This is a genomic window from Flavonifractor sp. An52, from assembly GCF_002159385.1.
GTDB classification, from domain to species: domain Bacteria; phylum Bacillota; class Clostridia; order Oscillospirales; family Oscillospiraceae; genus Flavonifractor; species Flavonifractor avicola.
Genome location: NZ_NFIB01000011.1, coordinates 51,598 through 76,220 on the forward strand (window position 1 = coordinate 51,598; position 24,623 = coordinate 76,220).

General features: G+C 60.4%; 21 protein-coding genes and 1 riboswitch. Of the genes, 10 read left to right on the forward strand and 11 right to left on the reverse strand.

Annotated elements, in window-relative coordinates:
- Window positions 1-71: 71 nt before the first annotated feature.
- Entirely contained in the window at window positions 72-1,442 is a 1,371-nt protein-coding gene (locus tag B5G06_RS06140; protein WP_087188212.1) for an MATE family efflux transporter, read from the forward strand.
- A 53-nt stretch (window positions 1,443-1,495) separates the two neighbouring features.
- Here B5G06_RS06140 and B5G06_RS06145 read toward each other — a convergent pair whose 3' ends face one another.
- Together B5G06_RS06145 and murC are read right to left on the reverse strand one after the other, a co-directional pair.
- Window positions 1,496-1,897: a hotdog fold domain-containing protein gene (locus B5G06_RS06145; protein ID WP_087188213.1), complete on the reverse strand. Its 402-nt coding sequence runs from the start codon at window positions 1,895-1,897 to the stop codon at window positions 1,496-1,498.
- A gap of 146 nt (window positions 1,898-2,043) precedes the next feature.
- Window positions 2,044-3,414: a UDP-N-acetylmuramate--L-alanine ligase gene (gene murC / locus B5G06_RS06150; RefSeq protein WP_087188214.1), complete on the reverse strand. Its 1,371-nt coding sequence runs from the start codon at window positions 3,412-3,414 to the stop codon at window positions 2,044-2,046.
- A gap of 108 nt (window positions 3,415-3,522) precedes the next feature.
- Between murC and B5G06_RS06155 the strand changes: the two genes are divergently transcribed.
- The 6 genes from B5G06_RS06155 to malQ all read left to right on the forward strand — a co-directional run bounded on the left by B5G06_RS06155 (window position 3,523) and on the right by malQ (window position 10,377).
- The gene (locus B5G06_RS06155) at window positions 3,523-4,515 is read left to right on the forward strand and encodes a CCA tRNA nucleotidyltransferase (protein WP_087188215.1); all 993 of its coding nucleotides are present in this window, start codon (window positions 3,523-3,525) and stop codon (window positions 4,513-4,515) included.
- Window positions 4,516-4,711: 196 nt separating this feature from the next.
- On the forward strand, window positions 4,712-6,061 hold the full coding sequence (locus B5G06_RS06160; RefSeq protein ID WP_087188216.1) for an ABC transporter substrate-binding protein: 1,350 nt from the start codon (window positions 4,712-4,714) through the stop codon (window positions 6,059-6,061).
- Window positions 6,062-6,160: 99 nt separating this feature from the next.
- Complete coding sequence (locus tag B5G06_RS06165) at window positions 6,161-7,003, forward strand: carbohydrate ABC transporter permease (protein WP_087188217.1); 843 nt, start codon at window positions 6,161-6,163, stop codon at window positions 7,001-7,003.
- A complete protein-coding gene (locus B5G06_RS06170; RefSeq protein WP_087188218.1) occupies window positions 7,003-7,839 on the forward strand; it encodes a carbohydrate ABC transporter permease in 837 nt (278 codons plus the stop codon). The genes B5G06_RS06165 and B5G06_RS06170 overlap by 1 nt, the downstream gene beginning before the upstream one ends.
- Window positions 7,840-7,871: 32 nt before the next feature.
- Entirely contained in the window at window positions 7,872-8,879 is a 1,008-nt protein-coding gene (locus tag B5G06_RS06175) for a LacI family DNA-binding transcriptional regulator (protein ID WP_087188219.1), read from the forward strand.
- A gap of 4 nt (window positions 8,880-8,883) precedes the next feature.
- On the forward strand, window positions 8,884-10,377 hold the full coding sequence (gene malQ / locus B5G06_RS06180; protein WP_087188220.1) for a 4-alpha-glucanotransferase: 1,494 nt from the start codon (window positions 8,884-8,886) through the stop codon (window positions 10,375-10,377).
- 50 nt (window positions 10,378-10,427) lie between these two features.
- On the opposite strand, the gene B5G06_RS06185 is transcribed toward malQ, so the two are convergent.
- Together B5G06_RS06185 and hemW are read right to left on the reverse strand one after the other, a co-directional pair.
- Window positions 10,428-13,445 (reverse strand): phosphodiester glycosidase family protein, encoded by a 3,018-nt coding sequence (locus tag B5G06_RS06185; protein WP_087188221.1) that lies wholly within the window; start codon window positions 13,443-13,445, stop codon window positions 10,428-10,430.
- A gap of 95 nt (window positions 13,446-13,540) precedes the next feature.
- Window positions 13,541-14,743, reverse strand: coding sequence for a radical SAM family heme chaperone HemW (gene hemW, locus B5G06_RS06190; protein WP_087188222.1), 1,203 nt, complete (start codon window positions 14,741-14,743; stop codon window positions 13,541-13,543).
- Window positions 14,744-14,883: 140 nt separating this feature from the next.
- Here hemW and B5G06_RS06195 point away from each other — a divergent pair, with 140 nt between their 5' ends.
- Complete coding sequence (locus tag B5G06_RS06195) at window positions 14,884-15,786, forward strand: RluA family pseudouridine synthase (protein ID WP_087188223.1); 903 nt, start codon at window positions 14,884-14,886, stop codon at window positions 15,784-15,786.
- A gap of 43 nt (window positions 15,787-15,829) precedes the next feature.
- On the opposite strand, the gene ribE is transcribed toward B5G06_RS06195, so the two are convergent.
- From ribE to B5G06_RS06225, 6 genes are all read right to left on the reverse strand, one after another.
- Window positions 15,830-16,297, reverse strand: a complete 468-nt coding sequence (ribE, locus tag B5G06_RS06200; protein ID WP_087188224.1) for a 6,7-dimethyl-8-ribityllumazine synthase — start codon at window positions 16,295-16,297, stop codon at window positions 15,830-15,832.
- Window position 16,298: 1 nt separating this feature from the next.
- The gene (locus B5G06_RS06205; RefSeq protein ID WP_087188225.1) at window positions 16,299-17,528 is read right to left on the reverse strand and encodes a bifunctional 3,4-dihydroxy-2-butanone-4-phosphate synthase/GTP cyclohydrolase II; all 1,230 of its coding nucleotides are present in this window, start codon (window positions 17,526-17,528) and stop codon (window positions 16,299-16,301) included.
- 15 nt (window positions 17,529-17,543) lie between these two features.
- Window positions 17,544-18,173 carry a riboflavin synthase gene (locus B5G06_RS06210; RefSeq protein WP_087188226.1) on the reverse strand — a complete coding sequence of 210 codons (630 nt, stop codon included), beginning with the start codon at window positions 18,171-18,173 and terminating at the stop codon, window positions 17,544-17,546.
- Window positions 18,154-19,260, reverse strand: a complete 1,107-nt coding sequence (gene ribD / locus B5G06_RS06215; RefSeq protein WP_087188227.1) for a bifunctional diaminohydroxyphosphoribosylaminopyrimidine deaminase/5-amino-6-(5-phosphoribosylamino)uracil reductase RibD — start codon at window positions 19,258-19,260, stop codon at window positions 18,154-18,156. The genes B5G06_RS06210 and ribD overlap by 20 nt, the downstream gene beginning before the upstream one ends.
- 121 nt (window positions 19,261-19,381) lie before the next feature.
- A riboswitch (FMN riboswitch) is annotated at window positions 19,382-19,499 on the reverse strand.
- Window positions 19,500-19,546: 47 nt separating this feature from the next.
- The gene (locus B5G06_RS06220; protein ID WP_087188228.1) at window positions 19,547-20,932 is read right to left on the reverse strand and encodes an alanine/glycine:cation symporter family protein; all 1,386 of its coding nucleotides are present in this window, start codon (window positions 20,930-20,932) and stop codon (window positions 19,547-19,549) included.
- A 32-nt stretch (window positions 20,933-20,964) separates the two neighbouring features.
- Window positions 20,965-23,145 carry a DNA topoisomerase III gene (locus B5G06_RS06225; RefSeq protein ID WP_087188229.1) on the reverse strand — a complete coding sequence of 727 codons (2,181 nt, stop codon included), beginning with the start codon at window positions 23,143-23,145 and terminating at the stop codon, window positions 20,965-20,967.
- A gap of 106 nt (window positions 23,146-23,251) precedes the next feature.
- On the opposite strand from B5G06_RS06225, the gene B5G06_RS06230 reads away from it, so the two are divergent.
- Window positions 23,252-23,464, forward strand: a complete 213-nt coding sequence (locus tag B5G06_RS06230) for a hypothetical protein (protein ID WP_242955375.1) — start codon at window positions 23,252-23,254, stop codon at window positions 23,462-23,464.
- Between the two features lie 42 nt (window positions 23,465-23,506).
- On the opposite strand, the gene B5G06_RS06235 is transcribed toward B5G06_RS06230, so the two are convergent.
- Window positions 23,507-23,803, reverse strand: coding sequence for a winged helix-turn-helix transcriptional regulator (locus B5G06_RS06235; RefSeq protein ID WP_087188249.1), 297 nt, complete (start codon window positions 23,801-23,803; stop codon window positions 23,507-23,509).
- Between the two features lie 139 nt (window positions 23,804-23,942).
- Between B5G06_RS06235 and B5G06_RS06240 the strand changes: the two genes are divergently transcribed.
- Entirely contained in the window at window positions 23,943-24,554 is a 612-nt protein-coding gene (locus tag B5G06_RS06240) for a LysE/ArgO family amino acid transporter (RefSeq protein ID WP_087188231.1), read from the forward strand.
- Window positions 24,555-24,623: the final 69 nt, after the last annotated feature.

Below are 24,623 nucleotides of genomic sequence, written 5' to 3' on the forward strand. Positions count from 1 at the left end.
GACAGGATAGCCCCTTTACGAGCGCAGAAAAAAGAGGTATAATGCCGTGGACTGTCTGAAGGAGGAGCGAGATGAAACGGACCAACGATTTGGGGCATGATCCAGTTTTTCGCCTGGTGTGCAAGCTGGCCATTCCCACCATGCTGGCCCAGCTGGTCAGCGTACTCTATAGCATTGTAGACCGCATTTACATTGGAAACATTCCCCAGATCGGGGATCTGGCCCTGGCGGGAGTGGGTGTGTGCGGCCCTATCGTCACGCTGCTCAGCTCCTTTGCCTCTCTGGTGGGGCTGGGCGGCTCCCCCATTCTGGCCATGCGGATGGGGGAGGGGAACCGGAAGGAGGCCAGCCGGGTGCTGTCCAACAGCTTTTTTATGCTGCTGGTGTTGTCGGTGGGACTGACGGGACTGTTTCTAGCCATGAAGGGGCTTCTGCTCCAGTGGTTTGGCGCCAGCCAGGCTACCTTCGGCTACGCCGATACCTACCTGACCATCTACACCGCCGGTACCTTCTTTGCCCTGATGGCCACCGGCATGAACAGCTTTTTGATCGCCCAAGGCTTTTCCGGCCTGGGTATGGCCACAGTGATGCTGGGGGCGGTGCTCAATATTGTGCTGGACCCCATTTTTATCTTTGTTTTAAAGTTGGATGTGGCGGGTGCGGCTCTGGCTACGGTCATCTCCCAGATGGCCTCCTGCGCCTTCGTGCTCTGCTCTCTGCTGCGGAAAAAGATGCCGGTGCCCCTGCGATGGGGCGGCTTTGACCGGAAGATCATGATGCGGATTGTCACATTTGGCTTGTCCCCCTTCCTGATCATTGCCACCGACAGCGTGCTGCTCATCGTCCTCAACACAGTGCTCCAGCACTACGGCGGCCCAGAGTTGGGCGACAAGCTGGTGGTCTGCGCCACCATTGTGCAGAGCTATCTGCTTCTCATCACCATGCCCATGGGTGGCCTGACCTTGGGTACTCAGCCGGTAATCAGCTTTAATTACGGCGCAGGCAACGCCGCCCGGATCAAGCGGGCCATGAAATCCATTGTGGGACTGTGCCTGACCTTCTGTGCCCTGATGACTGTGGTGACCTACACCCTGTCTCCGGTGTTTGTCCGGCTCTTTACTCAGAATCCGGAACTGATTGACCGCTCAGTGGGCTATATCAAGGTGTTTACCGCTATGATCCTGCCTCTGGCCATCCAGTATCCCCTGGTGGACGAGACCACCGCCCTGGGTCATGTGCGGTTGGCGCTGTTCTGTTCTCTGTTCCGTAAGACGGTTTTTCTGGCCTGTCTGCTGCTGCTGCCCGCCCTGGTGTCGGCGGAGGCCACCTTCCTGTCCGAACCCATCGCCGACGCGGTGGCGGCCACCGTCACCACCATTCTTTTCCTCCATTTCTTCCCCCGTATTCTGGCGGAGCGAAGCGGTTCGCCTGCCGCACAATAAAAAAGTCCGCCGCGAAGGTTCCTTCGCGGCGGACTTTTCTCATGTAGGCAGGATCAATGCTCCTTGCGCTGGCACTTCTTGGGGGTCACGCAGGTACCCTCGGCAATGGCCACCACAATGGGCTCATCCAGGAAATCAGCAGCGGAATCGCTGATGTCGGGGCGGGGCACCGCCACCTTGCGGGCCTCAAACTTCATCTTGCGGGAGGTGTTGCCGATGTGTGTAATCTCACCATAGGCCTCGATGAAGTCGCCGGCATACACAGGCGCCTTGAACTCAATGTTGTTGTAAGCGCAGAACAGGCCCTCGTCGCCGTCACACTGGATCAGCAGCTCGGTAGCCACGTCGCCGAACAGATGCACCATATGGGCGCCATCCACCAGGTTTCCGCCGTAGTGGGCGTCCTTCGCAGACATCCGCAGACGGATCATCGAGGTGTACTTTTTCTCTTCCATGTCGATTCCACTCCTTATTCATATTTGTGAAAAGAGAACAAAAGGGACAGGACACTAAGACCATTGTACGTCTCTTTAACAGTCTTGTCAACAGCGGAAATTTGTGGTATAATTTTCTCTTTTGCTTTAGCGAGAGAAAGAATGGCTCATTTTTGGAGAAGGGCCTCGCCGGCGGTATAGATGTTGCCGGCGCCTACGGTGAGGATCAGATCACCGGGTTGGGCCAACTCCTTCAGCTTGGCGGTTACATCCTCCAGGGTGGGGCAGTAAATGCTGCCGGGAATCTGGTCGGCCAGGTCCTGCGAAGAGATGCCCAGATCGTTGGTTTCACGGGCGGCATAGATCTCGGCCAGCAGGGTGACATCGGGCTGACGCAGGACCTTAACAAAGTCGTCGAACAGGGCTTTGGTGCGGCTGTAGGTGTGGGGCTGGAAGGCACAGATAATCCGCTCATAACCCAGGGTACGGGCGGCGGCCAGCAGGGCCTGAAGCTCACCAGGATGATGGGCGTAGTCGTCGTACACCTCGGCGCCATTGTAAGTGCCCTTGTGCTCAAAGCGGCGGCCGGCGCCCCGGAATGCGTTGAGACCTTCGCTTACCGCCTTGGGGGAGACAGCCAGGGCGATGGCAGCGGCTGCCGCAGCCAGGGCGTTTTTCACGTTGTGTTCTCCGGGGACCCGCAGGCCTACCCGGGTAAAGACTTCGCCACGATAGATGATGTCAAAGGTGGGCAGCCCCCGACTCCATGTCAGGTTAGCGGCGTGGACATCGCCTTCCTCCAGACCGAAGGTGAGAACAGGGCGGGTTTCGCCTTCCAACGTGTGCATGGTGTTGGCGTCGTCGGCGTTGGCCACGATCAGGCCGTTTTCCGGCACCCGGTCGGCAAAGGCACGGAAGGAGTGCTCCACATCGTCCAGGTCCTTGAAGAAGTCCAGGTGATCGGCCTCAATGTTGAGGATCACTGCCACAGTGGGGAAGAAGGAGAGAAAGGAGTTGCAGTATTCGCAGCTCTCCAGAATAATGGTGTCCCCGTGGCCCACCCGGTAGCCGGCGCCCAGCAGAGGCAGCGTGCCGCCAATCATAACGGTGGGGTCCATCTGAGCCGCCATGATGATGTGGGTACACATAGAGGTGGTGGTGGTCTTGCCGTGGGTACCCGAGATGCACAGGGCGTTCTTATAGCCCCGCATAATGGAACCCCAGGCCTGGGCCCGCTCAAAGACGGGGATACCGGAGGCGTGGGCCTGGGCGACCTCCGGATTGTCGTCGTGGACGGCGGCGGTGCGGATGATAAGGTCGGCGCCCGCCACGTTTTCCGCCCGGTGGCCGATGGCCACGGGGATGCCCAGAGAGCGCAGATGCTCCACGGTGGCGCTGTCGTTCATATCCGAGCCGGTAATCTCGACCCCCATTTTGTGGAGCACTTCGGCCAGGGGAGACATGGAAACGCCGCCGATGCCGATGAGATGGGCTTTATGGCCGGGCGTCAGATAGTCGTGAATGTTGGAATTGGTCATGGGGTTTACACACCCTTTTCTACAGATTATAATGATAAAAGTTCAACACTATATTATAATCCATTATAGGTAAATAGCAAGCCAAACATACCGGGGGAGGTGGAGAAAATGAAGAAGTGGCCGATTCCGGAAGGCGTGCAGCATTGCTTGGATATCCTGCGGAAGGCAGGCTGTGCTGCCCATCCGGTGGGTGGCTGCGTTCGGGATCTGCTGCTGGGCCGCACGCCGGGAGACTACGACGTGTGTACCTCCGCCTATCCGGAGCAGGTAATGGGGCTGTTTGAGCATACCGTCCCCACGGGGATACAGCATGGCACCGTCACCGTCCTGACGGAGGACGGCCCGGTGGAGGTGACCACCTTCCGCCGGGAGGGAGGGTATTCCGACGGACGGCACCCGGACGGGGTGACGTTTGACGCGGGCCTCACCCAGGACCTGGCCCGGCGGGATTTTACCATCAACGCCATGGCCCTGGGCCCGGAAGGGGAGGTAGTGGACCCCTTTGACGGGAGGGATGATTTGAACGCCGGGATCATTCGGTGTGTGGGGGAGCCGGACCGGCGCTTTGCCGAGGATGCGCTGAGAATGCTGCGGGCGGTGCGTTTTGCCGCCCAGCTGGGCTTTGCCATCGCGCCGGAGACCGAGGAGGCCATCCGGCGCAATGCCGGGCGGATGGCCCGGGTGTCAGGGGAACGGATCAAGGCGGAGCTGGAGAAAATCCTCCTCTCACCTCACCCGGAGCGGGCGGGGGAGCTGCTCCGCTGGGGACTGCTGTCCCACCTGTGGCCGGTATGCAGCTGCCCTGATCTGTCCTGTCTGAGGGAGCTGCCTCCCCAACCCATCCCCCGGTGGCGGGGGTTCTGCGCCGCCACCGGATTTCCCATCGAATGTCTGCCGGTGGAGCGGGCCCTGCGCCGGGGGGTGCGCCACCCGGAGGAGGAGGTTCTGCGGCGGCTGGCCCTGTCCGGCGGGGAGCTGGCGGCCCTTGGTCTAAAGGGCAGGGAGATCGGCGCGGCCCAGCGGAAGCTGGCCCTCCATGTATTAGAACATCCCGAGGACAACCGGTGTGACAAGCTTATGGAGCTGCTTAAATTGGACTAAACGGTTTTGTGATTTGGCATATTGTACAAAATAACAGCATATAAATTAAGCGCAAAGCTGAAATTGGGGAGTTTGACAAAAAGATGCTTGAAAATGGAAGCGGGAAGGAGTAAGATTCAATCACAGGGAGCTGGAAACGTTTCCATGAAACGTTTCCAGCCGAGACACGAATCAACTGTGACAGGAGGAACTTAGAATGAAGAAACGTCTGTTTGCGCTTGCGTTGACCGGTACCATGGTGGCCGGTATGCTGGCCGGCTGCGGCGGCGGCGACACCACCCCCTCCGGCGACTCCTCCCCCAGCGGCGGCGGCGACGCCACCGGCGGCAAGGTCTATTACCTGAACTTCAAGCCTGAGCAGGACGCCCAGTGGCAGGAACTTGCCGAGCTCTACACCGCTGAGACCGGCGTGGAGGTCACCGTCCTCACCGCCGCCTCCGGCAACTACGAGACCACCCTGAAGTCCGAGATGGCCAAGACCGACGCCCCCACCCTGTTCCAGGTCAACGGCCCTGTGGGTCTGGCCGCCTGGAAGGATTACTGCTATGATCTGACCGGCTCCGCCGTGGCCGGCGAGCTGTCCAGCGACGAGTTCGCCCTGATGGACGGGGACAAGATGGCCGGCATCGGCTACGTCATCGAGACCTACGGCATCATCTACAATAAGGCCCTGCTGGAGCAGGCCGGCTACACCGCCGATGACATCAAGAGCTTTGACGACCTGAAGAAGGTGGCCGAGGACATCACCGCCCGCAAGGACGAGCTGGGCTTCTCCGCCTTCACCTCCGCCGGTATGGACGGCTCCTCCGACTGGCGCTTCAAGACCCACCTGGCCAACCTGCCCATCTACTATGAGTACAAGGCCGACGGCATCGACAACACCGACGCCATCAAGGGTACCTACCTGGACAACTACCGCCAGATCTGGGATCTGTACATCAACAACGCCACCTGTGAGCCTGCGCTGCTGTCCACCAAGACCGGCGACGACGCCGTGGCCGAGTTTGTGACCGGTCAGGCCGTGTTCTATCAGAACGGCACCTGGGCTTACAACGACGTGGCCGAGCTGGGCGACGACAACCTGGGTATGCTGCCCATCTACATCGGTGTGGAAGGCGAAGAGAAGCAGGGCCTGTGTACCGGTACTGAGAACTACTGGTGCGTCAACGCCAAGGCCTCCGAGGCTGACATCCAGGCCACCCTGGACTTCATGTATTGGTGCGTCACCTCCGAGACCGGCACCAAGGCCATGTGCGGCGGCGAGGGCGCCATGCCCTCCGGCCAGGCCGGTATGGGCTTCGTGATCCCCTTCAAGGGCAACCTGGAGTCCACCAATCCCCTGGTCAACATCGGCAACCAGTATGTGGCCGACGGCTATGAGTCCGTGTCCTGGAACTTCTCCACCATGCCCTCCGAGGAGTGGAAGAACGGCGTGGGCTCCGCGCTGACCGCATATGCCGCTGACCAGACCGATGCCAAGTGGGACGCCGTGGTATCCGCCTTCGTGGATGGCTGGGCCTCCGAGGCTGCCGCCGTCAACGGCTGAGACTGACCCCCAAAAATAACTGCTGAACCGGCAGCGGGCGGGCATTCTGTCCGCCCGCTGCCTCTGCCTTTCTGAGCAATGAGAGAGGAGGTCGATCCTTTGGAAAAGGCAATCAAGCGGTATTTTCCCATCTTTTTGCTGCCCACTCTGATCGCATTCACCATTGGCTTCATCGTGCCCTTCATTATGGGTATCTGGCTGTCCTTCTGTGAGTTCACCACCGTGACCGACGCCACCTTCGTGGGCCTGAGCAACTACATCAAGGCCTTCCAGGACCCCGTATTCCTCCATTCCTTTTGGTATACGGCCCTCTTCGCGGTGGTCTCCCTGGTGGTCATCAATGTAATCGCCTTTGCCATCGCCCTGGCCCTGACCCAGAAGCTGCGGGGCACCAATATCTTCCGCACCGTGTTCTTCATGCCCAATCTGATCGGCGGCATCGTGCTGGGCTACATCTGGCAGCTGATCTTCAACGGCCTGCTGGCCCCCTTTGCCACCGCCCTCAACCTCAACGAGTGGTACGGCTTCTGGGGCCTCATTATCCTGGTGGCCTGGCAGCAGATCGGCTATATGATGATCATCTACATCGCCGGTCTCCAGTCCATCCCCGGCGACGTGATGGAGGCCGCTGCCATTGACGGCGCCAGCGGTCCCCAGCGCCTCTTTAAGGTTACCATCCCCATGATGATGCCCTCCATCACCATCTGTACCTTCCTGTCGGTGGTCAACGGCTTCAAGCTCTTTGACCAGAACCTGTCCCTCACCGCCGGCGAACCCTCCAAGATGTCCGAGATGCTGGCGCTGAACATCTACAATACCTTCTACGGCCGCACCGGCTGGGAGGGCGTGGGCCAGGCAAAGGCCGTGGTCTTCTTCATCCTGGTGGTAGCCATCGGCCTGATCCAGCTGAAAGCCACCCGTTCCAAGGAGGTGCAGCAGTAATGATCCGGAAAAAGCGGCTGAACCGGCTGGGCACCGGCCTGTTTACCTTCATCAGTATTTTCTATGTGCTGCCCGTTGTGGTGGTACTCTTCAACTCCTTCAAAAAGAAGTCCTACATCAATCTGGAGCCCTTCAAGCTGCCCAATGAGACCACCTTTACTGGTCTGGACAACTACGCTACCGCCATCAACCAGTACGACTTCCTGAAAGCGGTGGGGTGGACGGTGTTCATCACCGTGGGCTCGGTGCTCGTCATTCTGATCTGCACCTCCATGTGCGCCTGGTTTATCACCCGGGTGCGAACCAGGGTCACCAAGGCTATCTACATCCTGTGCGTGTTCTCTATGGTGGTTCCCTTCCAGATGGTCATGTTCACCCTGTCCCTGGTCACCGATCGGCTGGGCCTGGGTACCCCCTGGGGCCTTATCATCATCTACCTGGGCTTTGGCGCGGGACTGGCGGTGTTTATGTTCTGCGGCTTCGTCAAGTCCATCCCCATCGAGATCGAGGAGGCCGCCATGATCGACGGCTGTTCTCCCATCCGCACCTTCTTCTCGGTGGTGCTCCCCATCATGAAGCCCACCTACATCTCCGTGGGTATTCTGGAGACCATGTGGATCTGGAACGACTTCCTGCTGCCCTACCTGACCCTGGACATCAAGAAGTATAAGACCATCTCCATCGTCATTCAGTATATGAAGGGCTCCTATGGCCGGGTGGATATGGGCGCCATTATGGCGGCCCTCATTATGGCCGTGATCCCGGTGGTTATCTTCTATCTGTCCTGCCAGAAGCACATCATCAAGGGCGTGGCCGCCGGCGCGGTCAAGGGATAAAAAAGACGCAGACCGACAAGAGGTGAGTTTCTTTGACCATCAAAGACATCGCCAAGCTGTCCGGCTATGCGGTGGGTACCGTCTCCCGGGTACTCAACAACCGCCCGGACGTATCCGAGGAGGCCCGCGCCAAGGTGATGGCGGTGGTGGAGGCCCACAATTTTACGCGCAACAGCAATGCCAAGCACCTTAAGCAGCAGGCCAGCAGCGGAGTGGCACTTATCGTCAAAGGCACCCAGAATATGCTCTTTGCCGATTTGGTGGAGCGTATCCAGACCCGTATCCGGGACAGCGGATACCCCAGCTTGATCTACTACATCGATGAGGATGACGATGAGATCGATCAGGCCATCCGGGTGTGCCGGGAGCGGCGGCCCATGGGCATCCTCTTCCTGGGCAGCAACCTGAGCCTGTTCCGGGCCGGCTTTCACAGTATCACCATCCCATGTGTGCTGGTGACCAACTCGGCGGCCGGGCTGGACCAGCCCAATCTGTCCAGCGTCTCCACCGACGATACCGACGGCGCCCGCCGGGCGGTGGAGCGGCTGATGGAACTGGGCCACCGGACCATTGGTATCCTGGGCGGCCGGGCGGAGCAGTCCGACGCCGCCCAGGCCCGCCTGGAAGGGGTGCGGCAGGCCTTTGCCGACCGGGGACTGGTTCTGGACGAGGCGAGCCAATATGAGACCGCCCGCTTCGATCTGTCGGGAGGGTACGCCGCCATGGAGCGGCTGCTGGATAAGCTGCCCGGAATGACCGCCGTGTTTGCCATGTCCGACGTGCAGGCCCTGGGGGCCATGCGGGCCCTCCATGACCGGGGGCTGCGGGTGCCGGAGGATATCTCTATATTGGGCTACGACGGCATTGTGCTGGGGCGGTACGCGGTGCCCCGGCTCACCACCGTTCGCCAGGACGCCCAGCGGCTGGCGGAGCGGAGCGTGGATCTGCTGATCCACCAGATTCAGGACGGAGCGAAGCGCGCCCATGAATTGATCCCCTATACCTTTTTGGAAGGGGAGAGCGTGAAGGAAAGGACGTGAAACTATGCGGACCGGCGGCATCCTGATGCACCTCACTTCGCTGCCATCCCCCTACGGCGTGGGCACCATGGGCGCCTGTGCCCGGCGGTTCGTGGATTTCCTCCAGGCGGCGGGCCAGTCCCTGTGGCAGATCCTGCCCATCTGTCCCACCAGCTATGGAGATTCCCCCTATCAGAGCTTTTCCACCTTTGCCGGTAACCCCTACCTCATTGATCTGGACGACCTGGCGGCCGACGGCCTGCTGGACCGGGCGGACTATGAGGGACTGGACTGGGGGAGCGACCCCCAGCGGGTGGATTACGGCAAACTGTATCAGAACCGCTATCCGGTGCTGCGGAAGGCCTGCAAGGCGCTGCTGGCCGCACCTACCGCGGATTACTGGGCCTTCTGCGAGGAAAATTCCTTCTGGCTGGAGGACTACGCCCTCTTTATGGCTATGAAGGAGGCCAACGGCGGAGAACCCTGGACCGACTGGGAACCGGCCATTCAGAACCGGGACCGGGTGGCACTCAACCGGGTGCGCCGGGCCCTGGCCGCCGATCTGGCCTTCTGGCGTGGAGTGCAGTACCTCTTTTTCCGCCAGTGGAAGGCACTCAAGGAATACGCCAATGGGAAAGGCATCCGAATCATTGGGGACCTGCCGATCTATGTCTCCGCCGACAGCGTGGACGTGTGGGCCCACCCGGAGCAGTTCCAGCTGGACGAACACCGGCGGCCCACCGAGGTGGCGGGCTGTCCCCCCGACGGCTTCTCCGCCGACGGCCAGCTGTGGGGCAACCCCCTCTTTGACTGGGACTACATGGAGCGGGACAATTTCTCCTGGTGGGTGCGCCGCATCGCCTATCAGTGTGAGATCTACGATGTGCTGCGGATCGACCACTTCCGGGGCTTTGACGCCTACTATGCCATCCCCTATGGGGAGCCAACCGCTCAGAACGGACGGTGGCGGCAGGGACCGGGGATCAAGCTGTTTCAGGCGGTGGAGCGGGCCCTGGGCAAAAAGGAGATCATCGCGGAGGATCTGGGCTTTTTGACCCCCTCGGTCCACCGGCTCCGGGATGAGACCGGATTTCCCGGCATGAAGGTGCTGGAGTTTGCCTTTGACAGCCGGGACAACGAGGGACCGGCCTATCTGCCCCACAACTATCCGGTCAACTGCGTGGTCTATGTGGGTACTCACGACAACGAGCCCGCCATGGGCTGGCTGGTGACTGCCCGGCCGGAGGATGTGGCCTATGCCCGGGAGTATCTCCACCTGGATGAGCGGGAGGGGGAGAACTGGGACATGATGCGGACGGTTTGGGCCAGTGTGGGCCAGTGCGCCGTGGTGCAGATCCAGGATGTGCTGGGCCTGGGTTCGGAGGCCCGGATGAATATCCCCTCCACCCTGGGCCACAACTGGACCTGGCGGGCGGCGGAGGGCTTTGACAGCCCGGAACTGGCGGCCAAACTCCACCGGCAGATGGAACTATACGGACGGCTGCCCAAAACAGAATAAAGGCAAGAAAAAAGTGCGCGTCAGCGCACTTTTTTCTTGCCTGTTTGATGTTACAGCATAGCGTACAGCAGCTTAGCCACCTCGCCCCGGGTGATGGAGTCGGAGGGGCGGATCAGATTGTTGTTGCCGCTGACTACGCCCTGGGTGACCAGAATCTGTGTGTAGGAGAGGGCCCAGGAGGGGACCTGACCGGCGTCGTCAAAGGTTAGATCGTTGGCGGTGTATCCCTTGGCCTGGGTGCGGCCCAGAATGGTGATGGCCTCTGCCCGGGTGATGGTGGACATGGGATTGGCCAGCAGCTGGCCGCCGCTGGAGGCGCCCTGAAGGATACCCAGGCTGTACATGGCCTTGATCTCGTTGAGAGCCCAGGAGGGAATGGAGTCGGCATCGGCAAAGGGCAGCTCCACATTGGCATACTGCTCCAGATCCAGATCCATCCACCGGGCAACCAGAGCGAAGAACTCTGCCCGGGAGATGTTCTTGTTGGGCTCGTACTGGGGAGTGGCTCCACCGGTACCCTGGGAGATGCCCTGGTCGTACAGGAAGGTGGCATAGGGTTCGGCCCAGTGGCCGGTCATGTCGCCGAAGGGGCTGGTCCGGCTGGAGGAGGGCTTCACATCGGCGGAGGCCCGGGCCAGATTGCCGCTGGCATCAGAGGCAGTAACGGTGACCCGATGGTAGCCGCTGTCGGCGGCAGGCAGAGTGGCAGTGAGGGTACCGGTGCTCTCATTCCAGGTGCCGGTCAGGACCTTGCCGTCGTAGGTGAGAGTGACATTGCTCTGGGGGATGGTCTGGTCCAGATCGTCCTTGACTGTGGCAGTGAGCTGGGTGCCCTCTACCGACACGGAGACGGTGGGGGCGGTGTTATCAGTAACCTGCTGATTGGCAGTGACCAACTGATCCAGCCAGATGGAGCCGATTTGCCGTTCCGCACCGCCGCCATAGACCACATCCAGACTAGACAGGGAGGAGGCGCCGGTGGGCAGCTGGACCATGACATACTTCCAGCCGGTGAAGTCCAGAGCGGTCAGGAGGAATTGCTGGGTCTGCCCATCCTGGTCAGCGGTGGTAGCCATCAGGGTATTGCCCGAACCGTTGCCATAGACCCACATACCCAGCCAGCTCTCCCCTTCGGGAATGGAGAGGGAGGTAGACAGACTGGCGGAGCCGCTGGTGGCGTCGTAGGACAGCTTCAGGCTCTGGCTGCCGTTGTGTACAAAGTCCAGGCCGGTTTCTGCCTCGGCGGTGGCGGTATTGGTATTCTGGAAGGAGGACAGGTTGCCCTCGCAGGTTTCCAGTGTCTTGACATGGCTGGCGATGGTCACGGGAATGGTGACGCTTTTGCCGCCGGCGGAGACGGTGAGCTTGCCGCTGCCGCTGTTCTGGGAGGCGGTCAGCACACCGTTTGCATCTACCGTGCCCAGTGAAGCGTCCATAGACCAGGTGAAGCAGGTGTCCTGGGCGGTGAGAGCCAGGGTGCGGTAGGTGGCGGAGGCCTTCAGATCGATCTGCTGGCCGGGATTCAGGTTCAGAGAGGTGACTTTGGAGCCGGTAGACTCATTGGAAATGGTGATGGTGTCCGGCGTGGCCACAGTGGTCAGATAGGCGGTGCCCGAGTGCTCACCGTCCGTTGCAGTGACCTGGTAGAAGCCACTCTTGCTGCCGGCGGTAAAGAGCCCGCTTTCATTGACGGTTCCGCCGCCGTCAGAAACGGACCAGGATACTGTGTTTCCGGTGGTGGGATAGTAGTTGGTATCCAGGCCGGTGGCGGAGAGCTGAACTGTGGCGCCGGAGAGCAGCATGGAGTCGGTGGGGGTCACATAGTAGCTGTCCAGCTCACCAGTGGGCTGAAGGGTGGTGGTCAGGAAGATGGCGGTGCTGTTGGAGCGTTGAGAGCCATCGGAGGGGCGGTTGACCACCTGCATTCCATTGGTGTCCGGATAGGTAGCGCCGATGGTGGTGGAGCCGCCGCCGTCCATGGCGATGGCCTCCACACAACCCAGTTCCACCAGGCGCTGAGCCGCCTGGGACAGGGTGCAGCCCACACTATAGCCGGACTGCTTGCCGTCCAGAGTGTAGAAAATCACGGTGCCATCGGCCTTGACGCCCACTGCAGTCCAGGCGGTGCGCTCCGAGGGCAGGCCGGAGGAGACCACCTTGCCGTCAGTGACGATCTTATAAGTACCGCCCAGAGCCTGGGTAACCGAGTTCCAGCGCTCATCAGTGCTGGTGATGGACAGGGTCACCGTATCGCCGGGCTGGAGGGCGCGGAGCTTGGCCAGAATGTCGGTGTTGTCCTTGGCATTCATGGTGAGGACGGCCTTGCCCTCGGGAATGGCGATGCTGCCGGTGGACTCCAGTACCTGGTCCACAGTGTACTGGACTTCCTTGCCGATGGTGGGCTGAGTGGCATAGACTCCTGTGCCGTCGTCCACCGGGGTGAGGATTACGTCCACGCCGGGGTCGGTGTTCTGGGTGGTGGAAGCAAAGTCGGAGGTGAGCAGGGTCAGTCCGCCGCTGGTGTCGCTGGCGGTGATCTTGCGGACCTTGTTGATGGCGCCGCTTAATTTATAGGTGGCGCCGCCAAAGGTGACGGTGGTGGAGAGGGCGGGCTGACCGATGAAGGCGGTGCCGTCCTCGTTGAAGCCAATGGCCCAGGAGCTGTTGTAGTAGGGGGTGGCCCGCACCACGCCATCGGTGACCAGCAGGCCTACCGTAGAGCCGGTGGAGAGTACATACCAGTCTCCGTTGATGCCGGAGACTACCCGCTTCCCCTGGTTTTCCAGATTCTTGGCCATGCTGGACAGGGTGAGCCGGTCCAGTACCTTGTTTCCGTAGGCCACAGTGGGCACTACATTTTCATTGGGGCTGTAAGAGATGTAGTACTCGTGGCGCAGATCGGAGTAGGTGTCGCTCCAGAAAATGTTTTTTCCCAGAGTGGCGCCCTGAGACAGAGGGACCTCTCCTGTGTGCAGGTCCCAGCCCAGGGCGTATGAGGCCGACGCCGCAGTGACCGTCAGGGCCAGAGCCAGGCCTGCTGCGGCGCATCGCCGGATGAAGTGCTTCATGATTGTCCTCCTATGGTAGGGTGAAAAGATACATACGTTATGTTAACACAAATACCCCCGCTTGTAAACAAGCGGGGGTATTTGTACCCAAATCTTTATTCTGCGTCCTCGGGACGGCCTTGTTTCAATCGAGGAAGGGTTTTCTCCAAGGTCGCCTCTTCCTGGATCACCAGCAGATCTCCAATGAGCTGATTGGACACCAGGAAACCCTTGGGGGTCAGATGCCAGCGGCGGTCGTGGCGCTCCGCCCAACCGTGGCGCTCATAGTCCTCCAGCTTCTGCTCGATGGGGTCGAAGTCCAGGAAGAACTCTCGGCGGTATTCCCACTCCTCAATGCCCCGGGTGGTACGCAGCCGGAGCATGAGGTACTCACTGCCCCGCTCCCGGGCGGGGATCAAGTCGGAGGAGTCGATCACCACGCCTCCCTCCAAAACGCCGGAGATATAGCCCTCCAGGTCCCGGATAAAGGAGTAGCGCCGCCCGCCGAAGTCGGAGTGAGCGCCGGGACCAAAGCCAATATAGGGATGGCCCATCCAATACTTCAGATTATGGCGGGACTGATAGCCGGAACGGGCGAAGTTGGAGATTTCATACTGGCGGTAGCCCTCTTTTTCCAGCCGTTCCACGGTCCAGAGGTACATATCCGCCTGGGCGTCATCCTCGGGCAGCTTTTCGCCCCGGGAGACCCGGTAGTCCAGAGGGGTACCCGACTCCACCTTCAGGCCGTAGCAGCTCAGGTGCTCCGGCTTGAGGGTGAGAACCTGCTCTACCGTGTCCTGCCAGCTTGCCAGATCCTGACCGGGCAGACCGTAGATCAGGTCCAGACTCAGGTTCTGGAACTTGGCCTGCCGTGCCAGGGTGACCGCCTGAACCGCCTGTTCAAAGGTATGGGGGCGGTGAAGGCTCTGAAGGGCCTGGTCACAGGCGGACTGAACGCCCAGGGAGAGCCGATTGACCCCAGCCCGACGGAGGGCCTGGAGCATTTTCAGATCCACACTGTCCGGATTGCACTCCACGGTAATTTCCGCGTCCTTAGCCAGATCAAAGCGTTTGGCGATCAACCGCAGCAGCTCCCGCAGCCGCTTTTCCCCATAAAAACTGGGTGTACCGCCGCCAAAATAAACGGTGTCAACTTGCCAGCCTCTGGCCTGAGGGGCGGTTTCCTTGAGATGGGCCAGTAAGGCCTTCTGGTAGTCGTCCATCCGTCCCTCTTGCCCGGCCAGAGAGTAGAAGTCGCAATAGTCGCATTTGCTGCGGCAAAAGGGAATGTGGATGTAGATGCCCAGTTTTTCTGCCATAGACGGCGCCTCGCTTCCTGGAAAGGTGCAGTGGTGCTACCCAAGTATCACTTGCTTATCTAACTATTATACATGAAAAAGCTCAATTTGAAAAGCATAGCCTGCCATGCTATACTCAAAAAAGAGAGGAGGGGGACACAATGCCCCAACAGGATGGACGGCGGCTGATACTGACGGTGGCCTCGGCATGGGATGGAGAGAAGATCGACACCTTGCTCCGCCGGGAGCTGGGACTGTCAGGTACTGTGATCAAACGGATCAAATGGTTGGAGGACGGCATCCTGCTGGATGGCGTCCGGGCTATCACCGGCCAGCGGGCAGCGGCGGGACAGGTTCTCTCGGTGCGGGTGGACGATCCGGAGCGGCCTGAGGCTGTGGCCCCCACGCCTGGGCCGGTGGATGTGGTCTATGAGGACCAGGACCTGCTGGTGGTCAACAAGGCCCCCGGTGTACCGGTTCATCCTGGACCAGGCAACGGCAGAGAGACCCTGTGCAACTATGTAGCTTATTATTACCAGCAGAAGGGGGAACCGGCGGGGGTCCATCCGGTCCATCGGCTGGACAGGGGCACCTCCGGCCTGATGGTGATTGCCAAACACCCGTTGGCCCAGGAGCGGCTGAAGGAGCAGCTCCATACGGCTGCCTTTCGGCGGATCTATCTGGCGTTGTGCGACGGGGTACCGGTGCCGGAACAGGGGAGGGTGGAGGTCCCCATCGGGCGGGTCCCTGGTTCTCTGATCCAGCGTCAGGTGGATCCGGCGGGCCAGCCTGCGGCCACCTGCTACCGGGTAGTAGAACAGACAGGGAACCGGACCCTGGTAGAGCTCATTCTGGAGACGGGCCGCACCCATCAGATCCGGGTCCACATGGCATGGCTGGGCTGTCCTCTCGCCGGCGACTTCCTCTACGGCAGGGAGGACAAGGGTCTCATTGCCCGGCCAGCCCTCCACTCATCAGAGCTCTTTCTGACCCATCCCATCACCGGGGCGGCTCTCCACTGGACTGCACCTCTGCCGGATGATATGGCAGTGCTGCTGCGTTAAAAAGGGGCTGCTGCAAAATGCAGCAGCCCCTTTTAGTCCTGTTTCAGCCCAGTTTGCTGAAGAGATTGACCATCTCGATGGCGGACAGGGCGCAGTCGTAGCCCTTGTTGCCTGCCTTGGTGCCGGCACGCTCGATGGCCTGCTCAATGGTGTCGGTGGTGAGTACCCCGAAGAGCACCGGCTTGCCGGTCTGTAGAGAGGCCTGAGCCACGCCCTTGGACACCTCGGCGCACACATAGTCGTAGTGGGAGGTGGAACCACGGATGACAGCGCCCAGGCAGATTACCGCGTCATACTTGCCGCTCTGGGCCAGGTGGAGGGCGGCTACCGGAATCTCAAAGGCACCGGGTACCCAGGCAACGTCAATGTTCTCGGTGGGAATGCCGTGACGTACCAGGCCGTCCTCTGCGCCGGAGAGCAGCTTGCTCACGATAAACTCGTTGAATCGGGACGCCACAATGGCGATGTGCAGGCTTTCGCTGCCGATCAGTTTTCCTTCCAGAATGTTCATGTCAAATACCTCCCTGAATCTTATCGTCGTCGGTCACCTGCTCCAGCAGGTGGCCCATTTTTTCACGTTTGGTCCACAGATAGAAATGGTCGTGTTCCTGGGGCGCGATCTCGATTGGAACGCGTTCGGTGATCTCCAGGCCGAAGCCGGACAGGCCGTAGATCTTGTCCGGATTATTGGTCAGAAGCCGCAGTTCCTTGACCCCCAGATCCCGGAGAATTTGAGCTCCGATCCAGTACTCCCGCAAGTCGGGGGCGAAGCCCAGTTTGATGTTGGCCTCCACCGTGTCATACCCCTGCTCCTGGAGGGTGTAGGTTTTCAGCTTGTTGATGAGACCGATGCCCCGGCCCTCCTGCCGCATATAGAGCACCACGCCCCGGCCCTCTTTTTCGATGCGCTCCATGGCAGCGGCCAGCTGCTGGCCGCAGTCGCACCGCTGGGAGCCGAACACGTCGCCGGTAAGGCACTCGGAGTGGACCCGGCACAGCACCCCCATGCCGTCCCCAATATCGCCTTTGACCAGGGCCACATGGCTTTCGCCGGTGAGGTCGTTGGTGTAGCCGTAGATGGTGAAGTCACCGTATTTGGTGGGCATTTTGGCCACTGCTTCCCGGACCACGTGCTTGTCGTGGAGACGGCAGTAGTCCTGGAGATCCTTGATGGTGATGACCTTGATGCCCCAGGCGGCGGCATTTTCCAGCAGCTCGGTGGTACGCATCATGGTGCCGTCCTCCCGCATGATCTCGCAGCACAGGCCGCACTCGGCAAGGCCTGCGTGGCGGCACAGGTCTACCGTGGCCTCGGTGTGTCCGTTGCGGGCCAGCACCCCGCCCCGGCGGGCCACCAGGGGGAACACATGGCCGGGTCGCCGGAACTCCTCCGGCCTGGCGTCGGGAGCGGCGCACCGGCGGCAGGTGAAGCCCCGCTCCTCGGCAGAGATGCCGGTGGTAGTGTCCACATGATCGATGGACACGGTAAAGGCGGTCTGATGGTTATCGGTGTTTACCTTTACCATCTGCTCCAGCCCCAGCCGGGCGGCCACGGCTTCCGACATGGGGGTGCAGATCAGGCCCTTGGCATGGACTGCCATAAAGTTTACGTTCTCGGTGGTGGCAAACTGGGCGGCGCAGATCAGATCGCCCTCATTTTCCCGGTCCGGGTCGTCGATGCACATGATGAGGTGTCCGGCCCGCAGTTCCTCCAGGGCCTCCTCAATGGTGGCAAATCCCATGGTATGTATCCTCCTTTAAAATCCGTGTTGAGCCAGAAATTCCATGGTGATGCCGGAGGGCTTGGGTGCCTCCCGGCCCAGCAGTCTGGCCACGTACTTTCCCAAAATATCGGTCTCCAGGTTGACGGTGTCTCCCGCCTTCCGGTCCAGCAGGGTGGTCTGGGCCCCGGTGTGGGGGATGATGGAGACGGAGAAATCCCGGTCAGTGACGGCGGCTACCGTCAGGCTGATGCCGTCAATGGCGATGGAGCCCTTCTCCACAATACCGGAGAGCAGTTCCGGGGCGGCGGAGATGGTGACCCACACCGCATTGCCCTCCCGACGCAGGGAGATCACGGTGCCGGTACCGTCGATGTGGCCGGTGACGATGTGGCCACCAAAACGTCCGTCCGCCGCCATGGCCCGCTCCAGATTGACCTGGGAGCCGGGATGCAGCCCACCTAACCCGGTGCGCCGGAAGGTTTCCGGCATCACGTCGGCGGTAAAACCGGCGGGGGAGAGGGCGGTTACCGTCAGGCACACCCCGTTTACCGCGATAGAGTCCCCCAGCTTGGTGCCCTCCAGTACTGTACGGGCGGCCAGTTCCAGGCTGCCTGCTCCCACGTTGCGGACGGTGCCCAGTTCTTCAATGATTCCTGTGAACATTCTGTATCACCTCGTATTCCAGCAGCAGGTCCTCGCCCATGGGGGTGCAGGTGGGGGAAGAGAGCTGCCAGCAGTCCTCCGGGCGGTCCACTCCCCGGCCCTCCACCGGGCTTTTGGCTTCCGCTCCGCCAAAGAGCTTGGGGGCCAGGTAGCAGTAGACCTTATGTACCAGCCCCTGCCGCAGCATGGACTCATTGAGTCCGCCGCCCCCCTCCAGCAGGATGCCGTCAATCTCCCGTTTTCCCAGCTCTGTCATCAGGGCGGGCAGGTCCACTCTGCCGTCGGCGCCGGGCAGGTCCAGTACTGTGATCCCAAGGCCCTCCAGGGCAGCCCGCTTGTCAGGCATGGGGGAGGCACAGGCCACGATGGTGGGCACCTCCTTGGCGGTGCGGACCAGGTTGGAGGTGAGGGGGATGCGTAGCTGGGAGTCGCAGATGATGCGCACCGGATTGCGGCCGCCCTCCATCCGGCAGGTGAGCATGGGGTCGTCCTGGAGCACCGTACCAATACCTGCCAGAATGCCACGGTACTGGTGCCGCAGAGTCTGAACGTGAGCCCGGGCGGTCTCTCCGGTGACCCACTGGGACAGGCCGGTATGGCAGGCGATCTTGCCGTCGGCGGTCATGGCGTATTTCATGGCCACATAGGGAGTCTTGTGGGTGATGTAGTGGAAGAATACCGGGTTCAGGGTATCGCACTGGTCCCTCATGAAATCTTCTTCCACGTCTACCCCGGCTTGCCGCAGCAGGGCCGCTCCCTTGCCGTGGACCAGGGGGTTGGGGTCCCGGGAGCCGATGACCACCTTGGCGATGCTCGCATCCAGAATGGCCTGAGTGCAGGGGGGCTGGCGGCCCTGGTGGCAGCAGGGTTCCAGGGTGACGTACAGGGTGGCCCCTGTCGGGTCCTCTGTGCAGGCGGCCAGAGCCTCCCGCTCGGCGTGGAGGCCGCCGCAGCGGCGGTGCCAGCCCTGGCCAATGATGCGGCCCTCCTTCACCAGCACCGCCCCGACCAGAGGATTGGGGCTGGTCCATCCGGTACCCTGTTGGGCCAGCTTTATAGCCAGCCCCATATAGTTGGTGTCGTTCATATTCGCTTGTCCCTCCTTTTTCGGGACGAAAAAAGCGCCCCGAAGCAACTTCGGGGCGCTGAGAAAGCATCTACGGGGCGGAATGAAACGGATATAAAGCAGGGGTAAGATTCATTCCCACCGGCGTCTTCTTCCATCCAGACTTTAACTGTCGGTTTTGGAATTGCACCAAATCCTGCGCTTACGCGCTCGCGGACTTTACCGCCGATCGGGAATTTCACCCTGCCCTGAAGACTGCATATGAACTTGTTGGCCTTATCATAGCACTGTGGAAAAGTGTTGTCAACTATTTATCTACGCTGGGGATCTCCGTGGTGTCCACTTCGTCCAGGTGGCTCAGGTAATATTTCGTCTCTTTTGCGATGACTCCGGACAGCAAAAGAACCGCGATCAGGTTGGGGATGGCCATGAGGGCGTTGAGGATATCAGCAATGGTCCACACCAGGTCCAGAGCCAGCACGGGGCCCACCACCACAACGGCTACAAAGAGAATCTTGTAGGGGAGAATGGCCTTCTTGCCCCACAAATACTGGGCGCACCGTTCGCCGTAGTAGGACCAGCCCAGGATGGTGGACCAGGCAAAAGTGATGATACCCACCACCAGAATTACCGGTCCCAGTACGGGGATCTGGGAGAAGGCCAGGGTGGTCAGCTTGCCGCCGTCGGTGATGTCGGCCATGTTGATGGCGGGATTTTTCATAATGGTGGATACCAGCACCAGGCCGGTCATGAGGCACACCACCACCGTGTCCCAAAAGGTGCCGGTGGCGGACACCAGGGCCTGACGCACCGGATTGCGGGTCTGGGCCGCGGAGGCCACCAAGGGGGCGGAGCCCATGCCGGACTCGTTGGAGAACAGGCCGCGGGCCACGCCGAAGCGCATGGCGATCATCAGACCCTGACCCACCAGACCGCCGGCCACCGCGCCGGGGGTGAAGGCCAGACGAACAATGGCGCCGATGGCGGGGAGGATGAAGTCGTAATTGAAGCCAAGGATGATGATACAGCCCAGTACATAGAAGGCGGCCATGAAGGGTACCAGTTTTTCACAGACGCTGGCAATGGAGTTGATGCCGCCAATGATAACGATGGCGGTGAGCAGGCCGCCTACAATGCCTACCACGATGGGCGGAATGGGCAGGGGAATGTTGTTTTCAATGACCTCGGCAATGGCGTTGATCTGGGTGCCGCAGCCGATGCCGAAGGAGGCCAGCGCAGCCAGGGCGGCAAAGAGGACGCCCAGCCATTTCAGGCCCAGGCCCCGCTCCAGCGCGTACATGGCGCCACCCTGCATTTTGCCGTCGGGGGTGCGGACCCGGTACTTTACGGCGATGAGGGACTCGGCGTACTTGGTGGCAATACCGAAGATGCCGGCGATCCAGCACCAGAACACCGCGCCGGGGCCGCCCAGGAAAATGGCGGTGCCCACACCGATGATGTTGCCGGTGCCGATGGTGGAGGCCAGAGCGGTTGTGAGGGCCTGAAACTGACTCACGTCGCCGGGGGAGTCGGGGTCACGGGTTACGGACAGGCGAATGCCCGTAAAGGTTTTGCGCTGGATGAAGCCGGTGCGTGCCGTCATAAACAGGTGGGTGCCGAAGAGCAGCACGATCATGGGGATACCCCAGATAAAGTCGTCCAGCCAGTTGATGAAGGATACGATTACATCCATAGAAATCCCTCTTTTCTCTCTCTAATTCTCTCTTATTTGTTCTGTTCCAGCCACTTTTTCAGCTGCTCGGCCATGGCGGAGTTGCCGCTGTCCTTCTGCTGTTCCTGCTGCTGGAGATAGCGGCGCACATCTCCCTTACCGGCGGATTTGGTCTCCCGCCGTTTCTTGAAGTCGCTGAGCCGTTCCCGGTAGCCGCACACGCAGGCGAAGAGCTGTTTGTCTCCCTCGCCCCGCAGCTCCATCTTCTTGTGACAGTTGGGGCAGCGGGCGTTGGTGGTCTGGGTCACCGAGCGGCGGTAGCCGCACTCCCGGTCGGGACACACCAGCATTTTGCCCCGTTTACCCTTGACGCTGAGCAGGAATTTGCCACAGTCAGGGCACTTCTCACGGGTCACATTGTCGTGGGTATAGGTGGCGTCGCTGGCCTTCACTTCGGCCACCAGATGGGAGGCGTAGCCCTTCATTTCGCCCACGAAGGCATCCTCCTTTTCCTTGCCCTGGGCGATGTCACCCAGCCGTTTTTCCCACTGGGCGGTGAGAGAGGCCGAGCGCAGGTCGGAAGGGGCCAGGCCTACCACCTGGACGCCCTTGGAGGTGGGTACCAACTCCTTGCCCCGGCGCTCGATATAGAAAGCGGAGAACAGCTTTTCAATGATATCTGCCCGGGTGGCGGGGGTGCCCAGGCCGCCGGTTTCCTCCAGAATCTTACTCTGGTCCCGGTCCTGTACCTGAGCGGCAGGGTGCTCCATGGCGGTGAGCAGGGTAGCCTCGGTGTACCGCTTGGGAGGTGCGGTCTTGCCCACATTGGACCGGACGGACAGCACAGGCAGCTTGTCCCCCTGGCGCAGGTCGGGCAGAGACTGTTCCCGCTCCTCTTCATCCTCGGGCTCCTCCAGGTCGAAGGAACGATCATAGGCCGCCTTCCAGCCCGGTTCCTTCACGATTTTGCCCCGGGCGTGGAAGGTCTCGCCGTCGATGGTCAGCTTGAGGGAGACCTCCTCATACTCGAAGGGGGGCAGCAGCACCGCCAGGAACCGGCGTGCCACCAGGTCGAAGATGTTGCGCTCGGGCCCGGACAGCCGCCACAGGTCCACCTGCTCCTCGGTGGGGATGATAGCGTGGTGGTCGCTCACCTTGGCGTTGTTTACCAGGTAGCGGGTCTGGAGGGGACGATGGCTCATGATCTGCCGGGCCAGGGGAGCGTATTCGTCGATCATCACGCTGCGCAGCCGCTCAGGCAGGGTGGGTACCACATCGTCGGAGATATAGCGGGAGTCGGTGCGGGGGTAGGTGAGGATCTTGTGGACCTCATAGAGGTTCTGCATGACGGACAGGGTTTCCTTGGCGGAGTAGGCGTACTTTTTGTTCGCATCCCGCTGCAGCTCGGTCAGGTCGTAGGCAGCGGGCGGAGGTGTTTGCTTCCAGGTGCGCTTGATTTCGGTCAGCACAGCGGTCTTTCCAGCCAGTTTATTGACAAGGGAATATGCTTGCTCCTTGCTGAAAATACGGGCCTGTCCGTTTTTATCACGCCATGTTGCTGTGAAGCCATTTAGCTTCACGGAAACGGTATAAAATTCCTTGGGTTGGAACTTGCGGATCTCCTCCTCACGGTCCACAATGAGGGCCAGGGTGGGGGTCTGGACCCGTCCGGCGGACAGCTGAGCGTTGTACTTGCAGGTGAGAGCCCGGGTGACATTGAGGCCCACCACCCAGTCGGCCACGCTGCGGGCCCGGGCGGAGTGGTACAGGTTGTCGTAGTCGGCGGCGGGGCGCAGGTGGGCAAAGCCCTCCTTGATGGCCTTATCAGTCTGGGAGGAGATCCACAGCCGTTTGGCCGGTTTCTTCCAGCCCGCCTTCTCCATGATCCACCGGGCTACCAATTCTCCCTCACGGCCGGCGTCGGTGGCGATGACCAGATCGCTGACGTCGCCACGGCGCATCTGGGCCTGTACCGCCCGGAACTGCCGCCCGGACTGAGGAATGACCACCGTTTTCATTCTGTCGGGCAGCATGGGCAGAGTAAGCATATCCCACTTGGCCCAAGCCTTGTCATAGTCCTCCGGGGGCGCCAGCTCCACCAGATGGCCCAGGGCCCAGGTGACAATGTAGCGCTCCCCCTCCAGAAAGCCCTCGCCGGACTTTTTGCAGCCCAACACACGGGCCAATTCCCGCGCTACCGAGGGCTTTTCCGCCAATACCAATGTTTTAGCCATATAGATTCTCCTAACCGCCGTTAAACGGCGTTTCTGGGTGATTTTCAACGGTTGACTTTTGGATACCGCTCTGGTATGTTTAAGCCAGAAGGAATCCCTGTTACTGGTGCGACTGAGAAAGGAGTACAGTATGTTCGGGTTTGCTGGTTTGCAGATCAAGATGAGCCAGACTTTGCCCCCCGAGGACCGGATGAGTTCTGCCGAGCGGGTTTGCCGCAGGCAGGCCAGGGACGCGGAATGGAAGTTCCGGGTCTCCAAGGGATACGAGAAGGATACCTTCTGGAACCGGGTCAAGTTCAATATGACCCACAAAGACTGAGTTTCTATCCAGCCGCGGGCTTTGCCCGCGGCTTTTTTGTATTTAGAGGGAGATGCTCCAGTTACCCAACTGATCCAGAATGGGGATCAGCTGTTTGCAGGGCTCTGTGATGCTGTATTCCACCCGCACCGGTACCTCCAGATACTCTGTCCGGGTGACCAGTTTGTCCTCTTCCAGCTCCCGAAGGGCATTGGCCAGCACAGTGTTGGATACCCCGTCCAGGGTCTTTTTCAGCTGGTTGTACCGGGTGGGGCCATTATTATACAGGGAGCACAGGATCTGCATCTTCCACTTGCCGCCGATAAGGGACAGGGCGTGGTTCAGAGGGCAGGTCTCCATGCAGGGACAGTTTTCATGTTCCACAGGTCAGTTCCTCCTTACCTGGTACGAAATTTCTGCGTTCTTGCGTTGGGAGAAGATAGGTACTATAATACTACCAGGTTGTAAAAATGAAAAGTATTTTTTAGGAGGAATTTCCATGCCGCCCTATTTGACCGGTCTTGGCATTGGCCTGGCCTATGTGGCCCCCATCGGAATGCAGAACCTGTTCGTCATCAATTCAGCTCTGACTCAGCCTCGGCACAAGGCGCTGCTGACTGCCCTCATCGTGGTATTCTTCGATGTGACCCTGGCGCTGGCCTGCTTCTTTGGCATCGGCGCGCTGATGGAACACTTCACCTGGCTGCAGATGGTTATTCTGCTGGTGGGCGGCGCCATCGTGATCTGGATCGGCATCAGTCTGCTGCGGGATAAGCCCACCATGGACAACAATGTGGATGTAAACATCTCTCTGCCCAAGGTGGCGGCCAAGGCCTGCGTGGTCACCTGGTTCAATCCCCAGGCCATTATCGATGGTACCATGCTGTTTGGCGGTTTCCGGGCGGGCAACCCCGGCGGGGTGAGCACCCAGCTGATTCTGGGTTCCTCCACCGCCTCCTTCCTGTGGTTCTTCGGCATCACGGTGCTGATCTCCCTCTTCTCCGCCCGCTTCAACGACAAGATCCTGCGGGTCATCAACATCATCTGCGGTATTATCATTATTTTCTACGGCGGTAAGCTGATTTGGCAGTTCTTCCAAATGGTGATGTAAAAAAGTCCCCTCCCAACGGAGGGGACTTTTTCTGTCCAACCGGCGGCAGGAGAATCTGATGCAGCGGCT